Origin of the sequence: Nostoc sp. CmiVER01 (assembly GCF_034531135.2) — a bacterium.
Lineage (GTDB): Bacteria > Cyanobacteriota > Cyanobacteriia > Cyanobacteriales > Nostocaceae > Nostoc.
Genome location: NZ_JAVRBU020000011.1, coordinates 218820 through 244787 on the forward strand (window position 1 = coordinate 218820; position 25968 = coordinate 244787).

Below are 25968 nucleotides of genomic sequence, written 5' to 3' on the forward strand. Positions count from 1 at the left end.
ATACCCTAAAGTCTACACTTGCGGATTGTGTAAATTTTCATAGGTAGCGATCGCTCGTTGAGTGTAACTGCTCCAATCCAGTCCCGTACTAACATTGCGAATAGCTAGGGCTGCCTCTCGTTTAGCTTGGAGAAGTTGAGAATTATTAGCTAGGTTTTTTAAACAGATAGCGATCGCCTCACTATTCCTTACAGGTACTAAATATCCGGCAGGATACTCTTCTATACCCATGTCTAATTTAACTGATTCCACACCAGACATCCTTAATAAATCTTCGCCACCAGTATTAGTTGTGCAAATTAACGGCAACCCACACGCAAGAGCCTGTGCTTGTACATAAGCCAGCCCTTCTTCAATACTTGCCATAACAAAAACACTACTATTACGGTAGTAGTCTACTAATTGCAACTGCGGTACATGACCAATCAATTTAATTCGTTTATCTGCTTCTGTTATTAAATGAGGAGTTTCTGTCGTAGCTCCACCAACCAAACATAATTCACTATTTGATATATCTGCCTCCCTAAAAGCTTTAACTAAATAATAAATTCCCTTACGTACACTTAAAGAACCAGCATAAATAATGCGAAATAGATTATCCTGTTTTAATCCCGATGAAAAGCTTTTGATATTTGTGCCAAAATGGTTAAGTACTAAGCGTTTTTCAGGAAAACCCTGAGCTATGAAACTACGTTTTACAAACAAGCTTGGTACTGCAACTTTATCTGCCATTTCATACTCTCGTAATTCCTGGGCTACAATCTCTGGGTGTGTTTCTGTCCAATGCAAACCTAATTGCTTATATTCTTCCCTCAATAGTTGACATTGCACCTTCATGTGAGAAGAACTACGTTCTAACAAAAAGGGTATGTTATTCCGTTTTGTCCAGTGCAAAGCAGGTTCAGAAAAACTTGACCAGCCATGTACTACAGTACTGCCTTCTAGGTATCTACTTGCTGCTTTAGAAAATAGATTGTGCAATAAAGCTTGGGATTTCATCACCAAGTTTTCTTTGCCTATGTGGTACATAGCTTTTCCTAATAGAAGAGTTAAAGGCAAACTTACTACTTTATCATCAGGGATTCCCCATTTGCGGGTTTTGTATTTAGGATAGTTGGTGATTAAACGATGTAAAACACCTGCGGAATGCAATTCTCTTGCTAAGTCAAAAGCGTGCCATCTTCCGCCAACAACAATAGATATTTTCATATTTAAAGAGGTAGCTTTCTGCCAACTACTATAAGTGTTTGCGCCCAGTGTTCCTTAATATCCTCAGACAGAGGAATATAAGGAATAGTAATATTGCTAAGAATGAAGCACACAGGATAAATAATTTTAGAAATTACTGACGAAGGGTGTGCTGCAAGGAATCCAAAGTAATTGTGAGGCACTGATTGAATACACTGTAGCGATAAATTTTCAAATTCTTTCTTGTGTAAACTACAGCTATAGTCTATTTCAGGCACATTATAACCACCTAAACCTCGTTCTCTAACTAATTTCCTCATAATATGCTGACCACACGGAACTACAGAAACAATCCAGCCGCCTGGTTTAGTTAAAGAATAAAGTTTATTCCAAATTTGCTGACGTTGTGATAATTCCAGAAAATGCTCCACTACACCGAAATGAAAGCACATATTATAAGAATTAGTACTTTCATAATTAAAAATATTAGCAACTTCGATAGTTGCTTTAATATCCTGAAACTTCCTAATCTCTTCTAAATAATTATTCGCTCTTGATGCTACAGTAGCAGAAACATCTATACCGTGAACTTCAAACCCATTTACAGCCAAACTTGCTAAATGTATTCCTCCTCCACACCCCAATTCAAACAACCGCTCAGATGGAGTAACTTTTGTGATTCTCAGTATTGTTTGCCAAACTCGCCCAAGCCTTTTAATCTTTTTTAAATTTTCTGCTGAGTAGCAGTGATGTTCATATCCTTGAAGCTCTAACTCTTGTTTCCAAACTTCACTCGCATCATAATTTGTATTCATCATTGACTCCTCAACTATATAAATTTTATTTCTATTCTTTTATGAAAGTAAATACATACTGCTACTTTTAAGGAAAATGAGACTGTTATACCTATCAAAATCCCCAACTCTGACAACCACATTCCTAAAAATAAGACAATTATCAAACGTAAAAATGGTTCTATTGTTTGAATTATCAAATAGGCATTTAAAGCACCTGATAGTTGCAAAGCCGAATGAAACTGTATAGCGGCAGCTTGCCCCACAACAATAACAGCAATCCAAGGAATCATCCACTCACCACCCTCGAAACTTCTTCCCAAAAGTAACTTCATTATAGAAGAACCTAATAAGATACCTCCTATAACCAGAACTAACATAAGGCATAATAAAACCTTGACTGTTTTTATTAAATAACGACGTACTATATCAGGATTTGTCCAATCTAATTTTGCTGTACTAGCACTGGTTAAAGCATTTGATATTAAGCCGACTGGCAGCATGAGTGCAGTAATTCCAGTGTAATGACCAAGACTCACCAAGGAACCAAAGATAGAAAAAGCCCATATATCAATTCTTGTCGAAAATGATTCTAGTGAATAAGGAAAAAAAGCATGAAAAAGAGGGACTAGGGGAGGCCTTTGTTGACTAATTTCTCCTGTAATCAGCTGTTCTTTTTTAAACCATCCCATTCCTAAAGAAATAGTATGGATGGCAATATAAATAAATACTACTGATTTAACAGATAGTAAGTTTGTTAACAGTAATGCATATATTAAAACTAGATAACTACCTTGTAGCCCTATTCGCATTAAATATTGTCCATCAATACTGCCAGCTGCAACGTAAATTGCAGATAGACAGCCACCGATAAAATATATAGGAAAATTTGCATTATATACAATACTGAGCCAACGAAAGTTTTGTGGAATTTTATCAAAAACTAGGCTTGCAAATACTCCAAGTGGAATAAATATGATAGAAAGGCAGAAAGCATAATATATAGTTCTACGCCATGCTTCTCTAACTGATATTTGTTTTGAGGTAATCAAACCTTTTAATAGCCTGTCCCACTGACAAGTACCTAAAACAAAAATACTTGATGGGACAAGTATTACTAATGCAAGTAAACCTCTATCTTCAGCACCTAATGTGCGATTGAGCAATAGAGAAGCAGGAAAAGAGAGAGCAGACATCAAAACTTCCCAGCCAAGACTACGCGATGCACCAGGAGTAACTTTGTCTAATATCTTAAAAAGATGTTTAGGCATATCAACTAGCCTTCACAGCATAAGCACGCATAACTCTTGTATAGATTCCCGTTGAAGGGCCTCCAGTTTCTACAAAATGAATTAGCTTGATTATTTGCCTGATTACGCTCCAGATTCCAAATCTGGCTACGCCTTTTAAAGAGGTTGGTTGTGGCCCATGTTCTTGAAATTGGACATCTCCAAAACCACAGGCTAAAAGTATATGTTTTAAACTAATAGTTGTGTAAGTTACTTCATGAGTTAAATCACCATATACCACACCGCCGGAGAGTGGTGAATCACCATTTGGCAGTTGTAAAATGAGATGACCACCAGGAACTAGAGCAGAGTATATAGCATCCAAAAATTTAACTGCTTCGTTTTTATTAAAGTGTTCCAATATATCAAAGCCTGTAATTAGAGAAAATTTATTTGGGTTTTGCAATAGATATTCAATCGCATCAGCACAAATGACTTGAGGGAACTGCTGACGAGCAATATTAACTTGTTCTTGACTTATATCTACCCCATGTAAGTCAGTAAACCCCTCAGCTTGAAGTAAGCTCAGAATATTACCAGTTCCACAAGCAATATCTAAAACTTTACCGTTTTGAGCAATTCCTTTTAACCAATTACTCATAGCATATTGCAGGTTTATTATGTTTCGATTATCCTGCTTATAAGGATTAGCATTTAAATCGCGCTGAAATTTTTTGTTTCCTGAAACATAATTATCATAGAGGCGTTGTCGATAATTCATTTATCTACCACTTTTAATGTATTTGCATTTGCTTGGATGGCAAGAATATAAAAAATGAGCCATAGCTAGATTCTTTGCAAAGCAAGGTTAAATAAAATGAAAAGAATAGTGTTAAAACATAATATTATGTGATTGATTTACTTATTTAAAAAAGTTTTAAACTAAACCTCGATTACTCTAATAGTTACTTATTATTAAATGGCTTGCCCAAGCGGACAAGATTAGCAGTAATTAAAAAATCATCTTCATATTTATTAATATACTTATTAGATAATTGTTTAAATAATTCAGGGAATTTAGCCTTAAATGCTAAAGATTTAGGGTCAAATTGAAGAATTAAATCTTTTATTTGGAAACCTACTTCTTGAAAAATTTCACAGTATTCTTGAGTACTTAAATGTGAAAATAAATCAAGCTCAATATAACGTCTTCCACTTTGAAAATCTTCATTACTTTGCATAAATGATAGAAAATATTTCATATATTGTTCAGAATCTAGCAACAAATGGTTAAACACATTTTTTAACCCACCACGACCTGAAAAATGATCGCCACCAGCACAAAACCATAGAGGCCCATAGCTAGCATATAGACCCCCTCCTGGTTTTAAAACGCGATATGATTCTTTTACAACTGATTTTAAATCTTGACAGTGTTCAAAAACTGCATCTGACGCACATAAATCGATTGATTCATCTTTGATAAATGAATGATTTTCCAAAGGAGATTGATAAAATTCAACTTCAACATTGAATGATTCTTTACAATAATATGTAATTTCACTCCAAGAATCTTTGAATTCAAATAAATCAGTTGCAATAATTTTTTTAGGCTTTAATCTTGCCCAAGAAATGACATCCCAGCCAGTTCCAGTCCCTTGAACAAGGATAGTAGCTTCTTTAATTTTGCACAACGCTGCTCCCCAAAGACGACGAGTTTCTAAAGGCATTCCACGCCCGGGAAGGACTAGAGATGGTTGAAGAATTTTGAGAGCCTGTGGAGATAAAAATTGGCTAGCATATATAGAAAGTAAAGGACGACTAAAAAAGTAAAATAAACGCTTAAATATGCTTGTCTTATGTAATTTATCTTGCTCTAACCAAGAGATATTATAGTAATTTTCCATAATGTCTACTCACAGCACAAATCTAATATAGTTTTTAATCGGCTTGTATATGTATTTGTATCTTTGGTAATAACTTGTATACCAAACTTTCGCATTTGTTCTCTTTCAATAGGATTTTGCAATAACCATTTGCACTTATTAGCTAAATCTTCTGGTGAGCTAAAGAAACCATAATCAGGATATCCTGCTAAGATTTCTCTGTGTTCTTGAGTATCTTCATAAATTCCACATCCACCACAGGCTGCTATTTCAAACGTCCTCATAGTTGACTCATCTTTATTACGTTTTCTAACAATACCAAGTGACAAATTAGAACAATAAATAGCCAATCGGAATTCATGATCAAAAACTGCTGGCAGTTTTTGCCATGTTTTTAGATTCAGCTTGTCCCATGCTGGACCATAAATTTTTAAATTAAATCCATTTAATGAAGCTATAGCATTCAAAAAAGGAATACGTTCACTATCACCTACACCTATAAAAGAAATATCTGCTCTAAATGAATCTCGCTCAAATTGAGAAAGGTTTATCGGCTGATGACAAAGGAAAGGATCATAGGCAAATGGCAAAAAATGAACTTTTTTAACTTCATGTTTAATTAGCTCTGACAAGATTTTTGTTTTTGTAGATATAACTAAATGATAATTTTTAAGATTTGATAAAAAAACTATACTTTTATGGTTGGGATTCCACGGATAATCAGTTAAATAATTAACAATTTTTGCACCTATTTGAGAACATATATCGAACACTTCATTTCTCAAAGGTAAAATTCCTGTTACTAAAACAACCTGTGGACGTAGCTCCTTTATTAAATTAAATACTTTTTTATTAAATGACCACCATTCCAAAGGGCGTTTTCCTGATATTTTGAAAAATCCTTTACCCCATACATATTTCATAGATGGGGCATAGGAATTCCAATTTGTATCATCGGTATAAAATAAAAGGCCTAACTCTTGAGATGCTCTGGCCAATATAGAACCTAATTGATAATTTTCTGAAATATTACCAATGATGAGTATTTTACGAATCATAATTGTATAATTTAACTCCTAAATTATCCACATTCTCTTCATCTTCGCCCGTAATTTTACATAACCTAAATCGTTAACCACATCAGAAAAAATACTGGTTTACCCAAATTATTTACTAGTTAGAGTAGTTTTAATCCAGTAATTCTATTTAAGTTAGACTTAATCTTATTTCTCCTACTAAAATTATTCTCTCCAGTATTTGTATAAGTGTAGTAATAACTACACTCACTATGATCGATAGACACACAATTCACTACCATTCCCAACATCGGCACACGCAAATGTTCTAACGATGCCTTTGTAGCCTTAGCTGTGGCAGAATTAACTACACCAGGACGTGCAACTAGCAACATTCCATCTGCCATTTTGCCTACTATCGAGGCATCAGCCAAAACGCTCAAAGGTGGAGTATCAATAATCACGCAGTCATAATCTTGAGCAGCTTTTTTCACTAACTCATTCATCCGTTGTGAATCCAGTAGTGCGGCAGAATTGGGCGGCATGGTGCCAGCAGTGAGCAATTCTACATTTATCACCACTTCCTTAGCAACTTCTGCTAGCGTAGCCTGTCCCACTAAAACATTACTTAACCCCATCAAATTAGGTTCTTTCCACATTTTGTGTTGATGCGGGCGGCGCATATCTGCATCAATCAATAGCACTCGCCGTCCCATTTGGGCAGTAGCCACTGCTAAATTAGCTGCCACAAAAGACTTGCCCTCATTCATCACACAACTGCTCACCACAATTACCTTCAATTCCTTATCAGAAAAGGTAAAACCCAGGTTAATCTGGAGCATTTCAAAGGCTGCATTAACTGAAGAATAAGGGTTATCGAGTACGGGCAATTCAGTTGTACTCTCACCACGAGCCAGCCTAGCTTTTTGATCAAAAAGCGGAATTGTACCCAACAAAGGATAATCCAACAATTGTTGAGCTTCTTCTGCCGTCTTCACAGACTTGTCTCCAGCTTCTAGCAATAAAGCTACGCCAATAGCTAAGAAAAATCCTAAAAATCCCCCTAACGCCAAATTCAAGAGGATACGAGGAGAAACTGGTTTTTTCGGGAGTAAAGCTTCAGAAACAATTCTGGCATTACCCACATTCTGATTTTCTAGCACCTGAACTTCTTGCAATCGTTTCAGCATTTCTTCATAGGTTGTTCGGGCAATCTGTAGCCGCCGTTGTAACTGTAGCTGTTGTTGTTCCAGTTTAGGTAAAATTTTAAGACGTGCTTGATAAAGTCCAAATGCCTTCATCAACACACCAGCTTGATTCTCCAACCCCAACCGTTCTACTTCCACTTGCACCAAACTAGCGGTTAGAGTCTGTTTGAGTTCTCCCATTTGCAAATCTTGCTCTGGGATAGGTTGTGAACTACCTAGAGTTTGGGTCACTCTTCCTTCTAGCTGCTCTTTGAGAGCTTGTTCCTTATTTAATAAACTAGTAATAATTGGGTGGTCATCAGTAAATCGTGACCTCTCAACAGCTAAGTCATCTTGAACCTTCTGGTATTCTGATAGCACTTGTTGCACTGCTTTTGATTGGCTTAAAGTGCTAAGTGCCATAGCTTGGCGTGTGTTCAATGCCAATTGATTTTGCAAAGCACCAGAACGGGTTCTAGCATCAACTAACTGCGCCCGCAGTTGAGTTATTTGGCTGGATAAGTCATTCTGCGTTTTAACTCCTTGGATAGCTTCTTCTTCTAAAGAAATAACCTCATATTTTTCTTTAAACCGACGCTGTGCTACTTCTGCTTGTGTAACTTTTACCTCCACCAATGGTAATTGCTTACTTAAAAATTCTCGGGCGGCTGTAGCTTCAGAACGGTTAGCCCGAATATTATTTTGTACATAATTATTCATCAATTTATTGATGACAGTTGTGGCTTCTTCAGGACTGTTACTACGGTAAGAAAGCTGCAAAATATCCGTCCCTCGGACACTTTTGATTTTCAATTTACCCAGAAAAGTCTCTATTTCTAAAGGTTCTCCTAGCTTATCTTTGAGTTGCAATTCAGCGATGGTTTTTTGAGCAATGGGGTTCGAGCGAATAATTTCGGCTTCAGTTTCCAAAGGATTAGATAGATTTGTCACCCCACTGAGTTGTCCAAGCTGCTCACTTACACCTGTTAAGGAAGAGATACCACTTTGCTTATTAAAAAGAAGTTTACCCTCGGCTTCATAAATTGGTTTTTGGGTAAAAGTAACCAAACCTGTGATTCCAAAGACTGACGCAATAATGATTGCTATCAGTAACCAACGTCTTTTTACAATCAGCCAATACTGTTGAAAATTTATCGTATCTTCGTTGTCTTGTTGGGAACGCATAATTTCCGTAATACTTTAGATAATGAAACTGTTAAATATTTACTTCGCTCATTTGTACTCATATAGAGCGGGGAAGTACAAGAGGATAGATCAACTGGCTCAATATTGTCTGAAATTGCTCCTTTTTAATTGCAACTAGTACTTTGTGAAGTTTAAATTAATGAGTAAGCAAGTTTGTAGTCAAGACTAAAGTCTTGATTTTCAAACCACTAAAGTGCTTACTACAAACCATCAAAACTACCTTGAGAAAGTATTAGGTCTGGATAATCTATGAAGATTTAGTAAAAGGTTATCAAGCTTCTCTCCAAATGACATACGTATTCTTACGGCTTTTTCTACATAATGCTATAAGGAGATATTTGCAAATTTCACTGGCTCAACTTGTTCATAATCTAGTGTTTGCAGATAATGTAGCGGTTTTCGTTTACGTGAATCGCCCCAGTAAAACCACGGTACTGCCCATCAGTCTAAACCTATTTAAAACATTCCCAATCTCCGGATGGGAACAAGACAATCTATAAAAAGCTGGTTATAGGGTTCTGCTCAAGTGGCTACTCCAAATCAGCGTGTGGAGGATGCCAGCATCAAATCTTTCCGGCGCATTTCCCAGGCTAGGGTAGTGGACACAATTTGATCTAAGTCATTATATTTTGGTTGCCAACCCAGTAATTTGCGGATTTTATCAGCACTAGCTATCACACAAGCAGGATCGCCAGGACGGCGTTCTGTTTCAATAACCGGAAAATCTACCCCAGAAATAACCTTAACCCGTTCAATAACTTCACGTACACTGTATCCTTGCCCATAACCACAGTTCAGAATCTGGCTTTCGTTACCTTTTTCTAAATAAGCCAAAGCATCTAAATGTGCTGCTGCTAAATCTTCAACATGAATGTAGTCTCTAATTGCCGTTCCATCTGGTGTAGCAAAATCTGTACCAAAAATTTTCACTCCTAGTTTGCGTTTGAGTGCAGCATCACACGTAACTCGAATTAAATGAGATGCTTCTTTTGCCATTTGCCCCAATCGTCCACCAGGTTCTGCTCCAGCAACATTAAAATATCGCAAAATTACGTAATGTAAATCAGAAGCTTTTGCATAGTCACGAATCAACCATTCACAAGAAAGTTTTGATCGCCCGTAAGGATTAATAGGTTCAGTTGGTGTAGATTCAGTGACATGACTCGTTTCTGGTTCCCCATATACAGCTGCTGTACTAGAAAAGATAATTCGGTTCACACCTATGTTGCTGCAACAACGGAGTAAATTTAGGGTGTTGCGAGTATTGTTAGCGTAGTAGTCTAAGGGATGAGCAACAGATTCGGGTACATTCAGACTCGCGGCGAAGTGTAACACAGCTGTAAAATCATGCTGACGAAATACCTGATAGAGACGTTCTGAATCTTTTAAATCACCAATAATTAACTCACCAGATAATACTGATTGGGGCGAACCTGTAGAACAATTGTCATAGATCACAACATCGTAACCTGCTTCGCCCAACTTACGAACTACATGGGAACCAATGTATCCTGCTCCACCAGTAACTAAAACTTTGTTATTCATCTGCCTTTGCCTAGTAATACTACTCGAATGGTTTTGAAGATGATCGCCAAATCCAGAGCTAGTGAATAATTTTTGATGTAGTAGAGGTCGTAAGCTAATTTCTCGTAAGCATCCTCTACTGATGCACCGTAGGGATACATTACCTGTGCCCAGCCTGTAATTCCGGGTTTGACGACATAACGTAAGTCATAGTAGGGAATTTCTTCTCGCAGCTTTATATCAAATTCTGGCCGCTCTGGACGAGGGCCAATAAGGCTCATTTCTCCACAGATAACGTTTAAAATCTGTGGTAGTTCATCGATTCTAGTCAGACGTAACCAGCGTCCTACTCTAGTAATCCGAGGATCTCGTTCTTGCGCCCACTGCACTCCCCGTTTTTCGGCATCCTGATACATGGAACGAAATTTATAAACCTTAAACGGCTTTCCTTCCAAACCACTCCGCATCTGTGTGTAGAACACTGGGCCTGGACTATCTAACTTAATTGCCAGTACTACTAGCAATATCAGTGGAGATAAAAACTGAAATAACAAGTATGCCAAAACAATATCTAATAACCGCTTGAGCTTCTGACTAATGCTGTCAGCCGTTAAATTAAAACCAGCACCAAAAGCCAGCCAGTTATCCTGAAGCAGAAATGAGGGAAGTTTTTGCCACAAGGTTTCACAAATATCGGGAATCCCATAGATGGAGACACTAGATAAACGTAACTGCATCAACTGCTGTATCTGTGCGCTAGATAGTTCCGTTGGGGTTGTTACTATTACCCCTGACCAAGATTGTTGACTCCATTGGGGTAAATCATTGAGGCTCCCCACAGAAACTCGATTACTTTTTGCTAAGTCACTAGTGTCCGCCTCTGGTGTTGCTAGAACAACCAAGCGTCCTAATGAACTGTGTTTTAGAAAAGTCTTGCTAAATAGAATGGCTTTTTTACCTGCACCCAAAATCAGCCAACGGCTGTGTTGAGCTTGCGATCGCACCCACTTTGCTGCCCATAATCTTGATACCATAGCCCAGATGGTAAATATGCCTAAACTGGAGAGCAAAATTCCTCGTTTCAGGACTATATCTTTACCCCAGATACCAGTAAAGTAAATGAGAACTGCAATAATGCTGGCAACAACAACATTACTAATCAAAATACGGGATGGAGCGCGTAAACCTGCTATTTGAGTATCAGGATGATAAGTATCTGCTAAATATAGCCCTGCGATAACTATGAAAAAAAATGAATAAATTAGAGGGTCAAAAATATTGAGATTTTGCTCCAATCGTAACCATAAACAGAGAGACAAACTCAACAATAAACCCACAATATCGCTGATTAGCAGTAATGCACAGAGGATATTATCGGTCTGATATAACTTCTTGGCTTTTTTACCAACAGCAAGAGTAATACTCATTTGCATATATTAATAATTACAGCATAGACATAATAAAATTGGGTATAAATAAAATTTTTTTGAAGCTTTTAGCATTATATTTAAACATCTTAGAATCATTTAAAACACGCCAGAAAAAATATTAAATACGATTGAGAAGCAAAACTTTCTTTTAAATGTAAAAATAAGTTTACTTAACTTAATACCAAATCTTTTCTTGTGTGTTTTTTGCGATCTTTATTAAGCTCTATTTGTAATCTTTATCTGATCTATCCAACCATGTGGAAATTACGTAAATGTTTAAATTTATATAAGATTCCTATTTAATTTTTGTGTCCTTGTAGAGATAAAAATTTTTCAATAGGTCTATTGCAAAACTTTTCATGGTATATAAGAAGGTTTATAAAAATCAAGAGTCGAGTATTTCTGATTTTTCACTCTTATTGGAAAACCTTGCTTCCATTGCCCTTTCTTGCTCTTAGGAGGCTTTAATTCTCTATGATATGTAGGCAATTAAACATAATATCCAGAACCTCACCCCGCCAAAGGTGCGCTTTGTCTCCCCTGTCTGCTTGCGGGGCTAATTGTGCGATCGCAAGCTAAATATGTCATTTAAACTTTCTTGTTGAGAATATACGTATAAACACGGTTTTAGATTATTCTCTGCCGAAGGTAACAAAAGAGGGATAACCCGTAAGAGTGAGAAAGCTAAGTGTATGAACATGAGTATCCCAGAAACGCGGCATAGCAACCCTAATGCACTCAACCGTCGAGATGGTGAAAGTTCAAGCTTATCTGCGGTGGGTAATTAGGAACGTTAGCTTGGCTTAGGTTTGTGGTGTGGGATTAGAGTCAACATTCTCGCAGCCGAGCAATCAGCAAAATACAATGGACTGGACTTACTGAGGCGATCGCATTAAGCACCTACGCGATAAAATCCTGGGACATTAAGTAGGTGGGTGGAATTAATTATAAGATAGAAAAAATGCTAAATTAGGTTGTTATGCCTGCCCCTTTACGCATCATTCTGACCACAGAGGAAGACCGAACCTTAACGGAACTGCGACTGGCTCACTCTCTTCCTCAAAGAACCCGTGACCGAGCGCATATGTTGCGCCTGAATGCTCAGGGATGGAATGTACCAGCGATTGCAAAGATGTTCGAGTGCCATGCTCATACGGTCAGAGCAACGATACGGCGATGGGAAGAAGGAGGATTAGGGGGACTGTGGGAAGCCTCAGGGCGGGGAGCCAAACCAAAGTGGCAAGCACCAGACCTAGATTACCTGACGGAGTGTTTGGAGCAAGAACCCAGAACTTATAACAGTGTGCAATTAGCTCAGAAACTGCAACAAGAGCGTTTAGTGGATTTGAGTAGTGACCGATTGAGACGATTGCTTAAAAAAAAACTATCGCTGGAAACGAACCAGAAACAGCCATAGTCGCAAACAAGACCCGGTAAAAAAGGCACTCAAGCAGGCAGACTTGGACACCTTAAAGCTAGCCGCGCAGGAGGGGTATATTGAACTCAAGTATCTCGATGAAGCTTTCTTTTTGCCTCTGGAGTCCAGTCAGCTACAGTTATAGTCGCATTGGAGAGTAGAAACGGATGGAGCAAACCCCGAATCGCTATGGCAACCGAATTAGCATTTTGGGCTTGTGGCAACCGGGCGAACGGTTTGAGTATGCCCTGGCTCAAGGCGGATTCAAGGGCGAGAGCTACATTAAAGTGATGGATTGGATGGCACATAAAGCCTCACAAATCTTGGAGCAAACAGGTCGTCTCACCGTGGTCGTGCAGGATAATGGCTCCCTTCATACCAGTCTTTTGGTACGTCAACAGTGGACACGTTGGCAACAGCAAGGCCTATTCGTTTTCTTTTTGCCTCTTTATTGTTCCCAGATGAATCCGATTGAAACCCAGTGGCATCAACTCAAAAGTCATGAAATTGCCGGACAGATGTTTGATAATGAGTACGATTTAGCGATTGCTGTGATGGATGGGATGAAAACTCGTAGCAAACCAGGTGAATACACACTGGAGCGTTTTATATTTAATTGCACCTAGCTACTTAGTAAACAAACTATCACCATCCTCGTAGATTTTTATGTACCTCTGCTAAATACCACATATAATCATCAATTTTGTAATTATCAGCAGCTTTAACTATATATTCCTGAGCTAAATCTAAATTATTCTCAACTTCGTAATATAATCCCAAGTAAAGATGGCTGTAAAAATTCCCCTTTATTCCTTCTGATTGACCAACAGTTAAAACATCATCTGGGGTACAATTTCGTGCATACAAATCATACACACGCTGCATAATACGTCGAGGGTCATTTTTTACAGTTAGTAAAGAATTACGCGCCTCTTCAATACTTAACAAACGAGCTATGCAGAGATATCGCCATACTGTTTCTTCTACATCTTGAGCATTCACAGTCAAATCTATTTCAAATTGTTGAGCGCCCTCAGCAAATCTTTCTGCATAATAATACGATAATCCCCGTTGCCAGAGGTAGGGTTTGATACGGGCATCTAATTGCTCTGCCATGTCAAAGTCTTGAATAGATTCATCAATCTTAGCTAGTTGAAAGTTAACCATGCCTCGCCGAATGTAAGCATTAGGATTTTTCGGTTGATTGCGAATAGTTTCGTTCCAGCGCTGGAGTTGATTTTCTAGAGAATTTGAAAAAAACATCAGTTTTGCTGTGGGTTTGGTCAGCGATTCAATTGGAATTAGATGCGGTGAATGGTTTAGAGATTGCAATCATCTACATTACGATAAAAGGCGATCGCATTGGACACCTACAAGATAAACTATTACGTGATTGATAGCTTGAAAACAAAAAATCAGTAAAATTATTACAAATGAGCGATGCCTACGGCGGGCTACGCCCACGCTGGACATTAACAGGAAAGAGAGCATTGGTTACAGGTGCCACTAAAGGCATTGGACTAGCTGTTGCCAACGAGTTCTTATCTCTGGGTGCAGAAGTCACAATCGTGGCACGGAATTCTCAAGACATTGACCAACAACTAATTATCTGGGAACAAGCAGGATTGCCTACTTATGGGATTACGGCAGATGTTTCAACCCATGATGGGCGTCAAGTCATCTTTGACCAAGTTAGCAAAACCTGGGATAAATTAGACATCCTGGTAAATAATGTCGGAACCAATATTAGCAAAAAAGTAGTAGAATACACGGTTGATGAGTATGAGTTCATTATCCAGACAAACCAGACATCAATTTTTGAGATGTGCCGTCTGTTTTATCCTCTGCTCCAAAATGGGGAAAACAGCAGCATTGTGAATATAAGTTCTGTGGCGGGTTTAGTCTCGAATCGTACAGGCGCTCCTTATGGTATGACTAAAGCGGCTATAAATCAACTGACACGATCGTTATCAGTTGAATGGGCCTCAGATAATATTAGGGTAAATACTGTAGCACCTTGGGCTATTCGCACGCCTTTAACCGAGTCTGTACTCGATAACCAAGATTTTCTCAAATTAGTTCTATCACAAACACCTATGGGAAGGGTTGGCCAACCCGAAGAAATCGCGGGTTTAGTGGCATTTCTTTGCATGACTCCGGCATCTTTCATCACTGGGCAATGTATTACTATCGATGGTGGATTTTTGGCTTTTGGTTTTTAAATCTCAAAGTGAGATCCATCCACGAGGTAGAAGAAACTACTTGGATTATTCAGTATTGTGTAACTACTGTCTTAAAATTCAGGAAAAAACGCTCGTGGTTCCCATTAGAGATAATAATCCGACAAAAATCACGCCTTATGTAACTTATGGGCTGATTGCTGCTAATGTCCTCGCTTTTCTTTATGAGGCAAATCTTCCACCGCAAGCATTAAATGGGTTTCTACGCCTTGCAGCTGTAGTTCCACGAGAACTGACTTTAAGCTTTGCTGGTGTCTCTTTACATCAATCAGTGCCAGAGTGGGCAACTTTAATTACCTCACAATTTTTACACGGTGGTTTCTTGCACTTAGCAGGTAATATGTTGTTTCTCTGGATTTTTGGTAACAACGTTGAAGATAAGTTAGGCCATGTCAAATATTTACTGTTTTATTTATCTTGTGGTGTTTTGGCATCCTTAACCCAGTGGTTCTTCGCTCAAGATTCTAGCATCCCTTCTTTGGGTGCAAGTGGTGCGATCGCAGGCGTTTTAGGAGCCTACATTCTCCGCTTTCCCAACGCCGAAGTTCTCGGCATAGTGCCTTTAGGGTTTTTCTTCCCGACTTTCCGCGTCCCGGCATATTTCTTCTTGGGATTTTGGTTTCTTGAACAAGCCTTCTACGGGCTTGCTAGTCTGCAAACACGTACCAACATCGGAATGGAAAGCGGCGGTATTGCCTACTGGGCCCATGCAGGCGGTTTTATCTTTGGAGCAATTCTTGGGCCACTCTTGGGTTTGTTTAACGATAAATCAAAGGAAGAAGCTTGGTATCAGTAATTTTCAGGGTATCATCAGGACTTTTAATCAAACTAATTAATGAAATTGCCTAAGCTTCGCAACTGCTAGCCTTACAAGCTATATTGCAGTTAGTGAATAAATTAGGAAAAACATTTGTGTTTCCCCTCTACGATGAAAATCCAACGCGAACCACCCCGTATTTCACCTACGGGTTAATTGGCATGAATATTTTAGTTTTTCTTCACGAGGTGATGTTGTTAAATGCATCGTCAAATGTACAATTAAATCAGTTTTTAAGTCAGTATGCAGTAATACCTCAACAGTTAACCACTAATTGGAGTGGAGAGTGGATAACGTTATTTACATCGCAATTTTTACACGGTGGTTGGTGGCACTTAATCTCGAATATGGTGTTTCTCTGGATTTTTGGCAATAATATTGAAGATCGATTGGGTCACGTTAAATATCTGATTTTTTATTTAGCGTGTGGTGCTTTAGCTGCCTTGTGTCAATGGTTTATTGGCATGAATTCTGAGATTCCTTCTTTGGGAGCAAGTGGTGCAATTTCTGGTGTTCTAGGTGCTTACATTATCCGCTTTCCCCAAGCTAGAGTCATGACCCTAGTATTTTTGGGATTTTTCATCACCACAATTAGAGTGCCAGCATTAGTAATAATTGGACTTTTTATTGTGCAAAATGTAATTTCCGGTCTTGCCACCTTGCAAACAGCTGCTAACATGAGCGTAGAAACTGGTGGAGTTGCCTACTGGGCACACATTGGTGGTTTTGCTTTTGGAATAATTCTTGCTCCCCTATTTGGGTTGTTTAGGCAGGACTAAGTACAAAATTTCTGAAATCATTAGTAACATAACTGTTACCTACCAATCCTCTGCGTCGTATCCTTTGCGTTGAAATTTCCCCTTTCAATTCACCACAGTTTTACTTAAAGCTGTACTAAGTAATTCAAAACTATTTAGTTTTTGTTGGCACTTGCTGAAAGTTCTTCTGATTCTTCTGTTTTAGATGTAAATGTTGATGATTCTATGACTTGTTCAGGTAAAGAAACAATGATATCAGCGCCATTGATAATTGCCCCCAATAGCCCCAGTTCTGATTCAACCAATTGATCAATGGCTTCACCTAACATGTTCTCTTGTGTATAGTGTGGTCGCGCCACAAGTACCATACCATCGCTGTAGGGTTGGATTAACAAAGGGTCATTAGATATGCTGAGAGAACCCGTATCTAAAATAACTAAATCAAAACGTTCGCGGACATCCTCCATCAGGCGGCGCATTTCGCTAGATTCAAGAATAGCGGCGGATTGCCTCACAGGGCCAGGACTAGGTATAATGTATAAATTTTCTACATGAGGAACTATACGAATGCATTCACTTAAGTTAGCGTAATAACGCAGGGGTTCAATAGTGGCGTCCGGGTCAGGAATTACATTCAGTGATGCACAACGGGAAGGCGATCGCAAATCTGTTTCAATAATCAAGGTTCTTTTACCAGCACGAGCTGAAGCTATACCCAAGTTATAAGCACTTGCCGTTTTACCCTCTAGACTACTGGTGCTAGTAATCAACACTACCTTTAAGGCTTTACCACCAATTCGGCGCAGATTACTACGGAATTTCTCATAAAATTCTAAATAAGGAGAATCAGCAGAAAGTACTACAGGCACTGCATCTTGAGGCAAATCATCAACTGGCATTAAAGGCAATTCTCCCAACAGTGCCACTTCTCGTTGCTTGAGGCTCTCGCGGATATCCTCTCTGGTTTTGAAAGTACCTTCCAGCGCTCCTAACAAAAATATCACCCCGCCACCAATTAACACACCTAATAAACTACCCACAGCCAGGGTAATAGGTACACTCTTAGGTGGTTTTACGTCAGCAGTTGCTGTAGGGCGTCTGGCAATGCTAAGGCTGCTGGTAGTTTCTGCCTCTGCGGTTTTGGCATCAGTTAACTTCGCCTGCATTTGGTCATAGATAGCTTTTTTAAGTCCAACCTCTTGTTCTAAACGCGATCGCTCTAATTGCTTATTAGGTATCAGAGAATACTCTCGGCGTAGTCGCGCTTCTTGTTGAATTTCTTGAGCTAGTTGTTGTTGTAGTGTTTCCCGTTGGGTTTGCAAAGACACCATTTGGTTTGCCAACTGCTGGCGGGCTGGATCTAAGCTACTTTGGGCGCGAATCCCGGCAACACTACCCTGAAGCGGAGCCGCCGTTCCATCGCCACCTAATACTTCCGCAGCCCGTTGTTGCAGCAATTCCTCAGCAGCTTGTTTCTGACGCTGCAACTGAACCATCGTTGGGTGTTCCGGCCGCAAATCTTTCCTAAGCAAGGCCATTTGCGACTCACTTTGATAAATTTGCGTTCGCAAGTTACCAATAATTGGATCGGCACTTAGAGCAGAAGAAATATAAGCCTGTCCGACTGTTAAGCCTAACTTATTTTGTAAACTCTTAACTTGAGCATCAACCCCAGAAATGGTTAATTGAATTTGCCGTTGTAGATTTTGGCTGGCAGTAACAGCACTTAATAAACTGCCATTTTCCGCCGCTAATATTGCCGTTCGCTCTATGCGATCGTACTGTTCCAGTCTCTTTTCGGCAATTTGCAATTCCCGTTTAGCTTGTGGTAAGCGCTCATTAATCTTTTCAATAATTGCTTGTAATCGCCCAGTATTGATGTCACTGCTCAACTTAATCATTGATTGCATCAATTCAGTCAAGACCTCTATAGCTCGTTTGGGGTCACTATCTACATATTTCAGTTCAAAGGTACTTGTTTCTAATTCTCCAGTCTTGGCATTTTTTTTAGGTAGAGAAAGGACAATACTTGAACCAAGTTGTTTCGGTTTGATATTTACTTTCTCTGCCACTGTGGCAAGTATCTGGTTTGATAATAAAACATCCTCATTTAGTTCCTTTCCTTGCTGTTGGATTTGACTACCAGTTGCAGAGAAAGAAACTGGTGGCCCAGCATAAGTAAGTGCGGCAGATGCTATGTATTTAGTCTGTGGTTCTGGCTGCATAGCCACTACTGTTGACCCCACTACGACTAAACCAAAACTAGCTAGTCCAATCCACTTATATTTTTCAAAAGCAATAAGATAGCGTTTAACAATTGGTGGAGTCATGGCAGGGGCATATAGAATCAGTTATTAGTTATCAGTTATCAGTTATCAGCTTTATATTTGTCACCTTTATCTCCTCCTCTTTCACATCCGGTAACAATCGGTGAATAGGTAAGAGTCATTAATTTGACCCGCCACCAAAGTTATCAAAAAATCGGAGAAAGGACTGGACATTGAAGAAGGGTTGGGTAATGGTAGTTAAGAAATTAGTAATTTTACCGATAAGGTTCCGACCAACAACAAGAACATCATTATCTTGAAGGGCGACATTTTGAGATGCATCGCCTCCTAGGGCTTTTTTTGCATCAAGTTTCTGGGTAACAGCTTTACCTCGTTCAGGATCAAACCGAACCAGAGCGATATCTCGGAGATTAGCAGTGTCGAGATTTACTCCTCCCAAAGCATCTACAAAGGTACTCCCGTTAGGTAGTGATTGAATGGCAAGACCTCCAGCAGCGTAGTTTAACACCCGGACTCTAATCTGTGGTGTGGACAAGGATGAACGTGCTACCAAATTGCGGTCATAATCATCATTATTACCAACTTCACGACGAGGAACGAGTATCGCATCTCCGTCTTGTAAGCGTAAATTAGGGATTGAACCGCCATTTTGCAGTGCTGCATATAAATCAATAGTTTGTGAAATCACAGAACCATCGATTAACTTCCGGCGTACTTGCACTTGTCGCAGGTCTGCATTTAAAGTTGAACCACCAGATATTAGTAAGGCATCAGCAACGCGGGGTGTTGTTGAATTAATTGGATAAATTCCTGGTTTAAATATTTCTCCACTAATGGTGACTTGAACTGGTCGCGTTCCTGCCAAAGATACTACTACGATTGGATCGGGTAAAATGCTACTTAAACCCAAGCGAATTTTTTCTTGAGCTTCTTCCAAAGTTAAGCCTTGTAATGACACCGTTCCCACTTGTGGCACTACGATGTTGCCTTCTGGACTAATTACAGCTTGAAAACTTAAGTCTTGACGCTGCGTTGCCAAGGCTAAAACTATTACTGGATCAACCACATAACGATTTAAACCCAAGCGAATTTTTTCTTGAGCTTCTTCCAAAGTCAAACCTTGTAAAGAAACTTTTCCCAGTAGCGGCACTACAATGTTACCTTCTGGGTTGATTAAAGCTTGAAAGCTTAAATCTGGAAAGCGCTGCACCGAAACGCTAATTCCATCTCCTATTCCTAAGCGGTACGGCCCAGGAGGACGCTGAAGCACAACGCCAATTGTATCTCCTGGCCCCAAGAGATAGCGACTGAGTTGAGGGGAAATTTCGTTATTTGCACCTGGAGGCATAACCTCAGTACCCGGCACAGGTGCAGGGGGTTGCCTTGGTGATTGTCCTTGAGGTGGAAAAGGCTGGGCAACAACAAGCTGGATAGGTGCTGTTAAAAAAACTCCTACTTGAAGACTGACAAAACACAGGGCGCTGAATGCACGCATATAAGAACTTTGATCTATGAACATCGGTGCAGGAAAACTGAGATAAAAATTAGTCGCGCCGAGTGGTAATTTTACTCTAAAAATATCCTAAACGTTTCTTTTATCTGCGAGTATTTTACCAACAAAAAGTAGAAAAATTTTACCAATTCTAATTTATAACTTCATATTTTTAACCTGAACGTGATTGTAGAGAGACAATTGAAGAATCTCTACACAAATGTATCTGTAACAGACTCTACAAAGGGTCTGCCATCAATTTAGCTTGCACTGTTTCTCCAATAGACTGTGCTAAAGGCCAAGATGTTTCTACCTGCCCCAAAGGTTCTATTGGAATTAGAATACTTACACCCACCCAAGGAGTGCGTTGCTTACGCCACTGGGCCAATTGATCTGCCAAGAACCAGTGTAAAGGTGATGGATTTCCGCCGTCTGGCATAGCATACCATTGCAAGACAGCGAAGGTTTGCTGTGGTGTGACAGCGCGAAAGAACCTAGCTTCTACTTTTGTTTCAACCTTAGATGTCAACTTTGCAGGCGGTTTTACAATAAATTCAGCAGAACGATATTGAGCTATATCCCACTTTCCCCAGCGTGATCTTCCCCAGCCGTTAACATCTGTCCACTCAACCTCTGGTTGATCCATAGGCCCATTTTGCGGCAGTAAAAGCAAGATTGCCTGGGATTCGGAACCTTCTTTTTTAAGTACCTGCAAAGACCATTTATGTTCGCCAATTTGCTGTTCTGCTTGTTCAATAGTTTGCCAACCAGGAAGAGATAATCCAGCGTGGCGGATCTGTTTTAACTCTTTGAGGGTAGTAACAGGTGGCGGCTGTTTCCATTGCCAGTGTCCTGTCAGGTATCCGGGAACCCCTCCTATTGCCAACAAGAGTAGCAATAGCAAAAGTGCTGCCACCTGACTTAATTGGTTTTCCTTAAAAAACTTGGAGAAAGAAATCATCAGTAAAATTTATAATACTTAGGCAAAATTTTACTTCATAAAATCGCACCATGAGTTCAGTAATATTTATCAGTAGAGAAGCAGGGGGATGAGGGAGTGAGGAAGTGACGGAGAAGAATTAATAACCAATGCCCAATGTCCAATGACTAATGACTTTCCCTTTCTTGTTGAGTTTCTGCTGATACTGAAAAATAGCTATTAATCCAATTCAGTAAGGGCACTAATGACACTAACATACAAGCAGAGTAAAGGTCACCACCCCAACCCTCATGCAGCCATTTAAAAGCCCCTTCTTGACCTGTGCCGTGAAAGAAAGTCAGTAAAGTATTACGAATGATATTGGCACAAGTACTAACGATCGCAGCAAGAGATAAAAACGTTATAACTGTGCGACGTGAAGACAAAGCATCTGTCCAATAAAGCAGCATCAAGCCGACGTAGAGGGTAGTAAACAACATTTTCAGCCCTGCACAATAGGGAGCAACTTCTACAATCCGTCCTCCGACGTAGAGATTTATCTCATCTACGGTTACGTCCATACCAAATTGATTCAGTATAAAGCCTGCTGTGCCAGCGATGAAGCTTTGAAGAGGCAGTGTATAGGGAGCAATGAGATAAGGTACTGCCGTTGGGGTTGCCAAAAATACTAGTATCAGGGGGAACCCTTGCGATCGCAAACCTGCTATTCCCTTAAACCACAAGCATAACCCTGCCAGTATAACGGGCAACGAAAGGTTAACCCACTCTGTAACACCACTAAGATAAAACACTGCCCCGAATAACAATAAAACAGGGCCCAAAGGATGGATGGTATCTGGTAAACGTTTCCACTGTTTCCGGTTCATCCAGCCCAGATAAGCCGCAAATGGTAAACCAATAATTCCGTGGCTGAAATATTCGTGTTCTGTACTGATATTTTTGTTCAGCCAACCATCCAACCAGTGTAGCAATATAGGAGCATAAAGCAGCAGCAAAACGCCTAAAATAGCTAGATTCAATAATTCTGAGACGTTTCTGTTTTTAACCTGTTGCGGGAGTACCATGATTTTCAGTAATTCAAAAACTCTCAGTGTTTAAAGGGAGTAGGGAGTGGAGAGTGGGGAGTGGGGAACTTCATGAATAAATTCAGTTGTTCTGTATTAAGTACAGGTATTTCTCATTCCCGTATTACCCTACTCCCCACTCCCTCTTTGAGTTTATCTGTTTTAGAAGTTGAGACTACATGAGCGATCGCTGCTACAACTTCTTTAACTTGGCTACTAGTCAAACCAGGATACATCGGTAATGATAATATTTCTTTTGACAATTTTTCTGCCTGGGGGAAATCTCCAGGCTGATAGCCTAAGTTGGTGAATGCTGGTTGGAGATGACAGGGAATTGGGTAATGAATGCCAGTTTGAATTCCTACATCTGTAAGTTTTTCTTGGAGTTGTTGGCGTTCTATAGGACAAGAATCATCAACTCTAATCACATAAAGGTGATACACATGGCCTGTATCACTTTGGTTTTCCATAGGGATAATACCAGCAATTGCCAAGGGTGCTAGTTCTTTATCATACTGCTGGGCAATCGTCAAGCGATCGCGATTCCAGTGTGACAAATATGGTAGTTTTTGGTGTAAGACTGCTGCTTGTAAAGTATCCAAACGGCTATTTGTACCTGGTTCAGTATGAAAATACTTTTGCGATGCACCATAATTTCGCAAGCGCATCATCTTCTGAGCTATATCTGAATCTCGTGTTAGCAGCATTCCTCCATCTCCAAATGCTCCCAAATTCTTGCTGGGATAGAAACTAAAAGCTGCTGCTATTCCAACTGAACCAGCGTGATATCCGTCTCTTTGGGCGAGGTGTGCTTGTGCAGCATCTTCAAAAATTAGTAGTTTGTAGGTATCGGCAAAGTTCAATAGTTCATGTGGTGATACCATTTGGCCATAGAGATGCACAGGAATAATTGCTTTGGTATGAGGCGTAATTGCCTTTGCTGCTTCTTTTAAGTCAATTAAAGCTGTTTGGCGATCGCAATCTACCAGAATTGGCTTCGCGCCAGATCGTTGTACCCCAATCAAGGTTGCTATAAAAGTGTTTGCTGGTAAAATCACTTCATCACCAGCGCCAATATTACACGCTTGCAAACCGAGAGCGATCGCATCTGTTCCTGATGCAACACCAACTCCATAAGCTGCCCCAGAGGCTGCCGCAAATGCTGCTTCAAAATCTGATACTGCTTGCCCTAAAATAAAATCTCCTTGTTCCAATACAGATTGGATTGCATGTTGCAATTGCGTTTGAATTGGTTCGTGTTGTAACTTCAAGTCTACAAAAGGAACTCTAACAGTCATTTTATTCATTACCAATTGTCCTCAAAAAAATACTTCCTCGGATGGAAAAAATAAAGAAGCCTGCACAATTTCAGCATAAAATTGTATTAGGTTTAATCTATTGGATCGAGATTTATATAAACTATCTAGGATTGTCAGCCATTAATACTAGCTGTTATAAGTAATAATTGCTATAAAAGCTACAGGTTTTTATTTTTCTCAGTAAATTTACCTTTAATATACGAGTCAGAATTTTTCCTTCTGTACATGAATAATGGCAGCTCCTTTGTATTGTATCCTTACCATTAGCTTACCCTGGCTAAATCCAAATCTAACGCAGTCGGCTGTAAAATCCTAAGCAATAAAGGCTACACCAGCGTTAAATAAAGAATATTTAGCATCGGTAACAGACTTAATGTAAGAAATAAAAAATTTTTGCTCCAAATTTGTTTGTCAGAGGCAAAATTAGGGAATGCTTAAAAATAGCAATTGATAACCCAGGATAGGGCTTATATCAATTAGAGTATCGAGAAATTATTAAGGTAGCAGTGGCAATGATAGAGCCTGAAAATAAATTATTTGCCCTAAAGGATGGTTGGGACTCTCATGAATCAAGAGAACAACAACGCCTTAAAGCATTGTCAGATTTAGGTTTGCGGCAACCAGAGACGATTCCGGTTTTTGAAGAAGCCACACAGACTGCTGCCCATTTTTTGGAAGCACCAATTTCCATATTGGGATTTGTGGATCAAGAACGTCACTGGTTCAAGTCGGCGGTGGGCTTATCTAGGCTGGGGCTAATGAATCATTTAGCACAAAGCCGCCAACTGTCACGTCGGGAATCCTTTTGCACTCAAGTAGTACAGAGTCTTCAAATATTTGTAATTAATGATACGCATAATCTGACAGACCCAGTACTTGCTAGCAGCAAGTTAGTGCAGGATTATGGTATTCGTGCTTACTTAGGAGCGCCACTGATTGATGCTGAGGGACATTGTTTGGGTGCATTGGCGGTGATGGATTTAGTGCCGCGCAATTTTACAAACCGAGACATTGAGTTCTTACAAATCATAGCTCGTTGGAGCATGAGTGAATTTGAACGTAACCGACTTTTGCAACGGAGACTCGAATCAAGTACTCCCGTAATTGCTCCGATATTTTCACTCAATGACGAACGGAATACTGAGATTAAAATTACCCCAGCGACTACAGATAACGGCTCTGTTTCTACCAAGGAACTGAAACTAGAACTTTTGGATCAGCTAACTCAGGAGTTACGCACGCCCTTAACATCTGTACTTGGTATGGCTAGTGTTTTAGGACGTGAAATCTATGGGCCTTTGACGACTAAGCAGAGAGAATATTTGGAAATTATCCAACACAGTGGTCGCTACTTACTTTCCTTAGTAAACGAAATTACCGAACTAGGAGCTATGGATGAAAATTCAACTGTGCTAAATATAGCTCCTGTGGATATCGAAATGCTATGTCAACAAGCTATCAATACTCTTGAAGAAGTAGCTAATCGCCGTGAACAAGATATTCGCCTCTCTATAGAACCAGGACGCAATCGCATTTGGCCTTTAGATAAAGACAAGGTGCGGCAAATCCTCTATCACCTAGTTTTCAGTGTGATTCAGCTTTCGGCTACAGGTAGCATTGTTCGTATTCATGTTTCTTACAAGGAAGATACGCTCAACATTACTATTTGGGTTTCCCACCCTTGGCTAGGGGACGGTATTACTGAAGTTGATCCCTACTTCCGTCTCAATTCTTTGTCGCTGCTGGAGCTAACAGGTGAAGTAGCAACTTACAATACTCATGGACAAAGCCAGGAGCAAGGAGATATTTCATCAGTAGCAGTGGATAATTCAAATCACTTGAGTGCTAATCACTCAAATTTCTTTGCTGCTACTTCAGGTATAAATTTAGCTAAATCACATGGAAATATCTCTCGTGAAAGTTTGGGTCTGTTGCTAAGTTGTCAACTAGCAGAATTGCATAACGGACAAATTTTGATTCAAGGTTCACCAGAATCAGGATATCGTTATGTGCTTTCTTTGCCACTGCAACTGGCGACTTCTTCACAAACAATCAGCGATGTCTAATTACAGCTAGTAGCGAACAGATTACAGGCTACAAATAATAAGGAAATACAAATTCATGCTTTGTTATGTAGTAACTAGGTGAAGGGTTAATCAACGGCTATCTTCAC

General features: G+C 39.6%; 20 protein-coding genes and 1 pseudogene. 6 read left to right on the plus strand and 15 right to left on the minus strand.

Annotated features, from left to right (window positions below):
• Window positions 1-12: 12 nt before the first annotated feature.
• The 9 genes from RMZ43_RS20525 to RMZ43_RS20565 all read right to left on the minus strand — a co-directional run bounded on the left by RMZ43_RS20525 (window position 13) and on the right by RMZ43_RS20565 (window position 11457).
• A complete protein-coding gene (locus RMZ43_RS20525) occupies window positions 13-1209 on the minus strand; it encodes a glycosyltransferase family 4 protein (RefSeq protein WP_322649767.1) in 1197 nt (398 codons plus the stop codon).
• A gap of 2 nt (window positions 1210-1211) precedes the next feature.
• On the minus strand, window positions 1212-2006 hold the full coding sequence (locus RMZ43_RS20530) for a class I SAM-dependent methyltransferase (protein WP_322649766.1): 795 nt from the start codon (window positions 2004-2006) through the stop codon (window positions 1212-1214).
• 11 nt (window positions 2007-2017) lie between these two features.
• The gene (locus RMZ43_RS20535; RefSeq protein WP_322649765.1) at window positions 2018-3253 is read right to left on the minus strand and encodes a lipopolysaccharide biosynthesis protein; all 1236 of its coding nucleotides are present in this window, start codon (window positions 3251-3253) and stop codon (window positions 2018-2020) included.
• A 1-nt stretch (window position 3254) separates the two neighbouring features.
• Complete coding sequence (locus RMZ43_RS20540; RefSeq protein ID WP_322655443.1) at window positions 3255-3992, minus strand: class I SAM-dependent methyltransferase; 738 nt, start codon at window positions 3990-3992, stop codon at window positions 3255-3257.
• Between the two features lie 184 nt (window positions 3993-4176).
• Window positions 4177-5118: a class I SAM-dependent methyltransferase gene (locus RMZ43_RS20545; protein ID WP_322655442.1), complete on the minus strand. Its 942-nt coding sequence runs from the start codon at window positions 5116-5118 to the stop codon at window positions 4177-4179.
• Window positions 5119-5123: 5 nt separating this feature from the next.
• Window positions 5124-6155: a CgeB family protein gene (locus tag RMZ43_RS20550; RefSeq protein ID WP_322649762.1), complete on the minus strand. Its 1032-nt coding sequence runs from the start codon at window positions 6153-6155 to the stop codon at window positions 5124-5126.
• Between the two features lie 119 nt (window positions 6156-6274).
• Window positions 6275-8485, minus strand: coding sequence for a GumC family protein (locus RMZ43_RS20555; protein ID WP_322655441.1), 2211 nt, complete (start codon window positions 8483-8485; stop codon window positions 6275-6277).
• A 561-nt stretch (window positions 8486-9046) separates the two neighbouring features.
• Window positions 9047-10051, minus strand: coding sequence for a UDP-glucose 4-epimerase GalE (galE, locus tag RMZ43_RS20560; RefSeq protein ID WP_322649760.1), 1005 nt, complete (start codon window positions 10049-10051; stop codon window positions 9047-9049).
• On the minus strand, window positions 10048-11457 hold the full coding sequence (locus tag RMZ43_RS20565) for a sugar transferase (protein WP_322655440.1): 1410 nt from the start codon (window positions 11455-11457) through the stop codon (window positions 10048-10050). Before RMZ43_RS20565 ends, galE begins: the two co-directional genes overlap by 4 nt.
• Before the next feature lie 982 nt (window positions 11458-12439).
• Here RMZ43_RS20565 and RMZ43_RS20570 point away from each other — a divergent pair.
• Window positions 12440-13503, plus strand: a pseudogene (locus RMZ43_RS20570) (IS630 family transposase).
• A gap of 19 nt (window positions 13504-13522) precedes the next feature.
• Here RMZ43_RS20570 and RMZ43_RS20575 read toward each other — a convergent pair.
• Window positions 13523-14140, minus strand: coding sequence for a tetratricopeptide repeat protein (locus RMZ43_RS20575; protein ID WP_322649758.1), 618 nt, complete (start codon window positions 14138-14140; stop codon window positions 13523-13525).
• Between RMZ43_RS20575 and RMZ43_RS20580 the strand changes: the two genes are divergently transcribed.
• From RMZ43_RS20580 to RMZ43_RS20595, 4 genes are all read left to right on the plus strand, one after another.
• Complete coding sequence (locus RMZ43_RS20580; RefSeq protein ID WP_322649757.1) at window positions 14128-14274, plus strand: hypothetical protein; 147 nt, start codon at window positions 14128-14130, stop codon at window positions 14272-14274. The genes RMZ43_RS20575 and RMZ43_RS20580 overlap by 13 nt on opposite strands.
• A gap of 36 nt (window positions 14275-14310) precedes the next feature.
• The gene (locus RMZ43_RS20585) at window positions 14311-15099 is read left to right on the plus strand and encodes an SDR family oxidoreductase (protein WP_322649756.1); all 789 of its coding nucleotides are present in this window, start codon (window positions 14311-14313) and stop codon (window positions 15097-15099) included.
• A 94-nt stretch (window positions 15100-15193) separates the two neighbouring features.
• Window positions 15194-15913 (plus strand): rhomboid family intramembrane serine protease, encoded by a 720-nt coding sequence (locus RMZ43_RS20590; RefSeq protein ID WP_322649755.1) that lies wholly within the window; start codon window positions 15194-15196, stop codon window positions 15911-15913.
• A 116-nt stretch (window positions 15914-16029) separates the two neighbouring features.
• Window positions 16030-16713, plus strand: a complete 684-nt coding sequence (locus RMZ43_RS20595) for a rhomboid family intramembrane serine protease (RefSeq protein WP_322649754.1) — start codon at window positions 16030-16032, stop codon at window positions 16711-16713.
• A 134-nt stretch (window positions 16714-16847) separates the two neighbouring features.
• On the opposite strand, the gene RMZ43_RS20600 is transcribed toward RMZ43_RS20595, so the two are convergent.
• The 5 genes from RMZ43_RS20600 to RMZ43_RS20620 all read right to left on the minus strand — a co-directional run bounded on the left by RMZ43_RS20600 (window position 16848) and on the right by RMZ43_RS20620 (window position 23783).
• Entirely contained in the window at window positions 16848-19022 is a 2175-nt protein-coding gene (locus tag RMZ43_RS20600) for a GumC family protein (RefSeq protein WP_322649753.1), read from the minus strand.
• Window positions 19023-19140: 118 nt separating this feature from the next.
• The gene (locus tag RMZ43_RS20605) at window positions 19141-20499 is read right to left on the minus strand and encodes a polysaccharide biosynthesis/export family protein (protein WP_322655439.1); all 1359 of its coding nucleotides are present in this window, start codon (window positions 20497-20499) and stop codon (window positions 19141-19143) included.
• A 211-nt stretch (window positions 20500-20710) separates the two neighbouring features.
• Window positions 20711-21433, minus strand: coding sequence for a cyanoexosortase B system-associated protein (locus tag RMZ43_RS20610; RefSeq protein WP_322655438.1), 723 nt, complete (start codon window positions 21431-21433; stop codon window positions 20711-20713).
• 146 nt (window positions 21434-21579) lie between these two features.
• On the minus strand, window positions 21580-22476 hold the full coding sequence (crtB, locus tag RMZ43_RS20615; protein ID WP_322655437.1) for a cyanoexosortase B: 897 nt from the start codon (window positions 22474-22476) through the stop codon (window positions 21580-21582).
• A 113-nt stretch (window positions 22477-22589) separates the two neighbouring features.
• Complete coding sequence (locus RMZ43_RS20620; RefSeq protein ID WP_322655436.1) at window positions 22590-23783, minus strand: DegT/DnrJ/EryC1/StrS family aminotransferase; 1194 nt, start codon at window positions 23781-23783, stop codon at window positions 22590-22592.
• Window positions 23784-24307: 524 nt separating this feature from the next.
• Between RMZ43_RS20620 and RMZ43_RS20625 the strand changes: the two genes are divergently transcribed.
• Window positions 24308-25861 carry a GAF domain-containing sensor histidine kinase gene (locus RMZ43_RS20625; protein ID WP_322649835.1) on the plus strand — a complete coding sequence of 518 codons (1554 nt, stop codon included), beginning with the start codon at window positions 24308-24310 and terminating at the stop codon, window positions 25859-25861.
• Window positions 25862-25968: the final 107 nt, after the last annotated feature.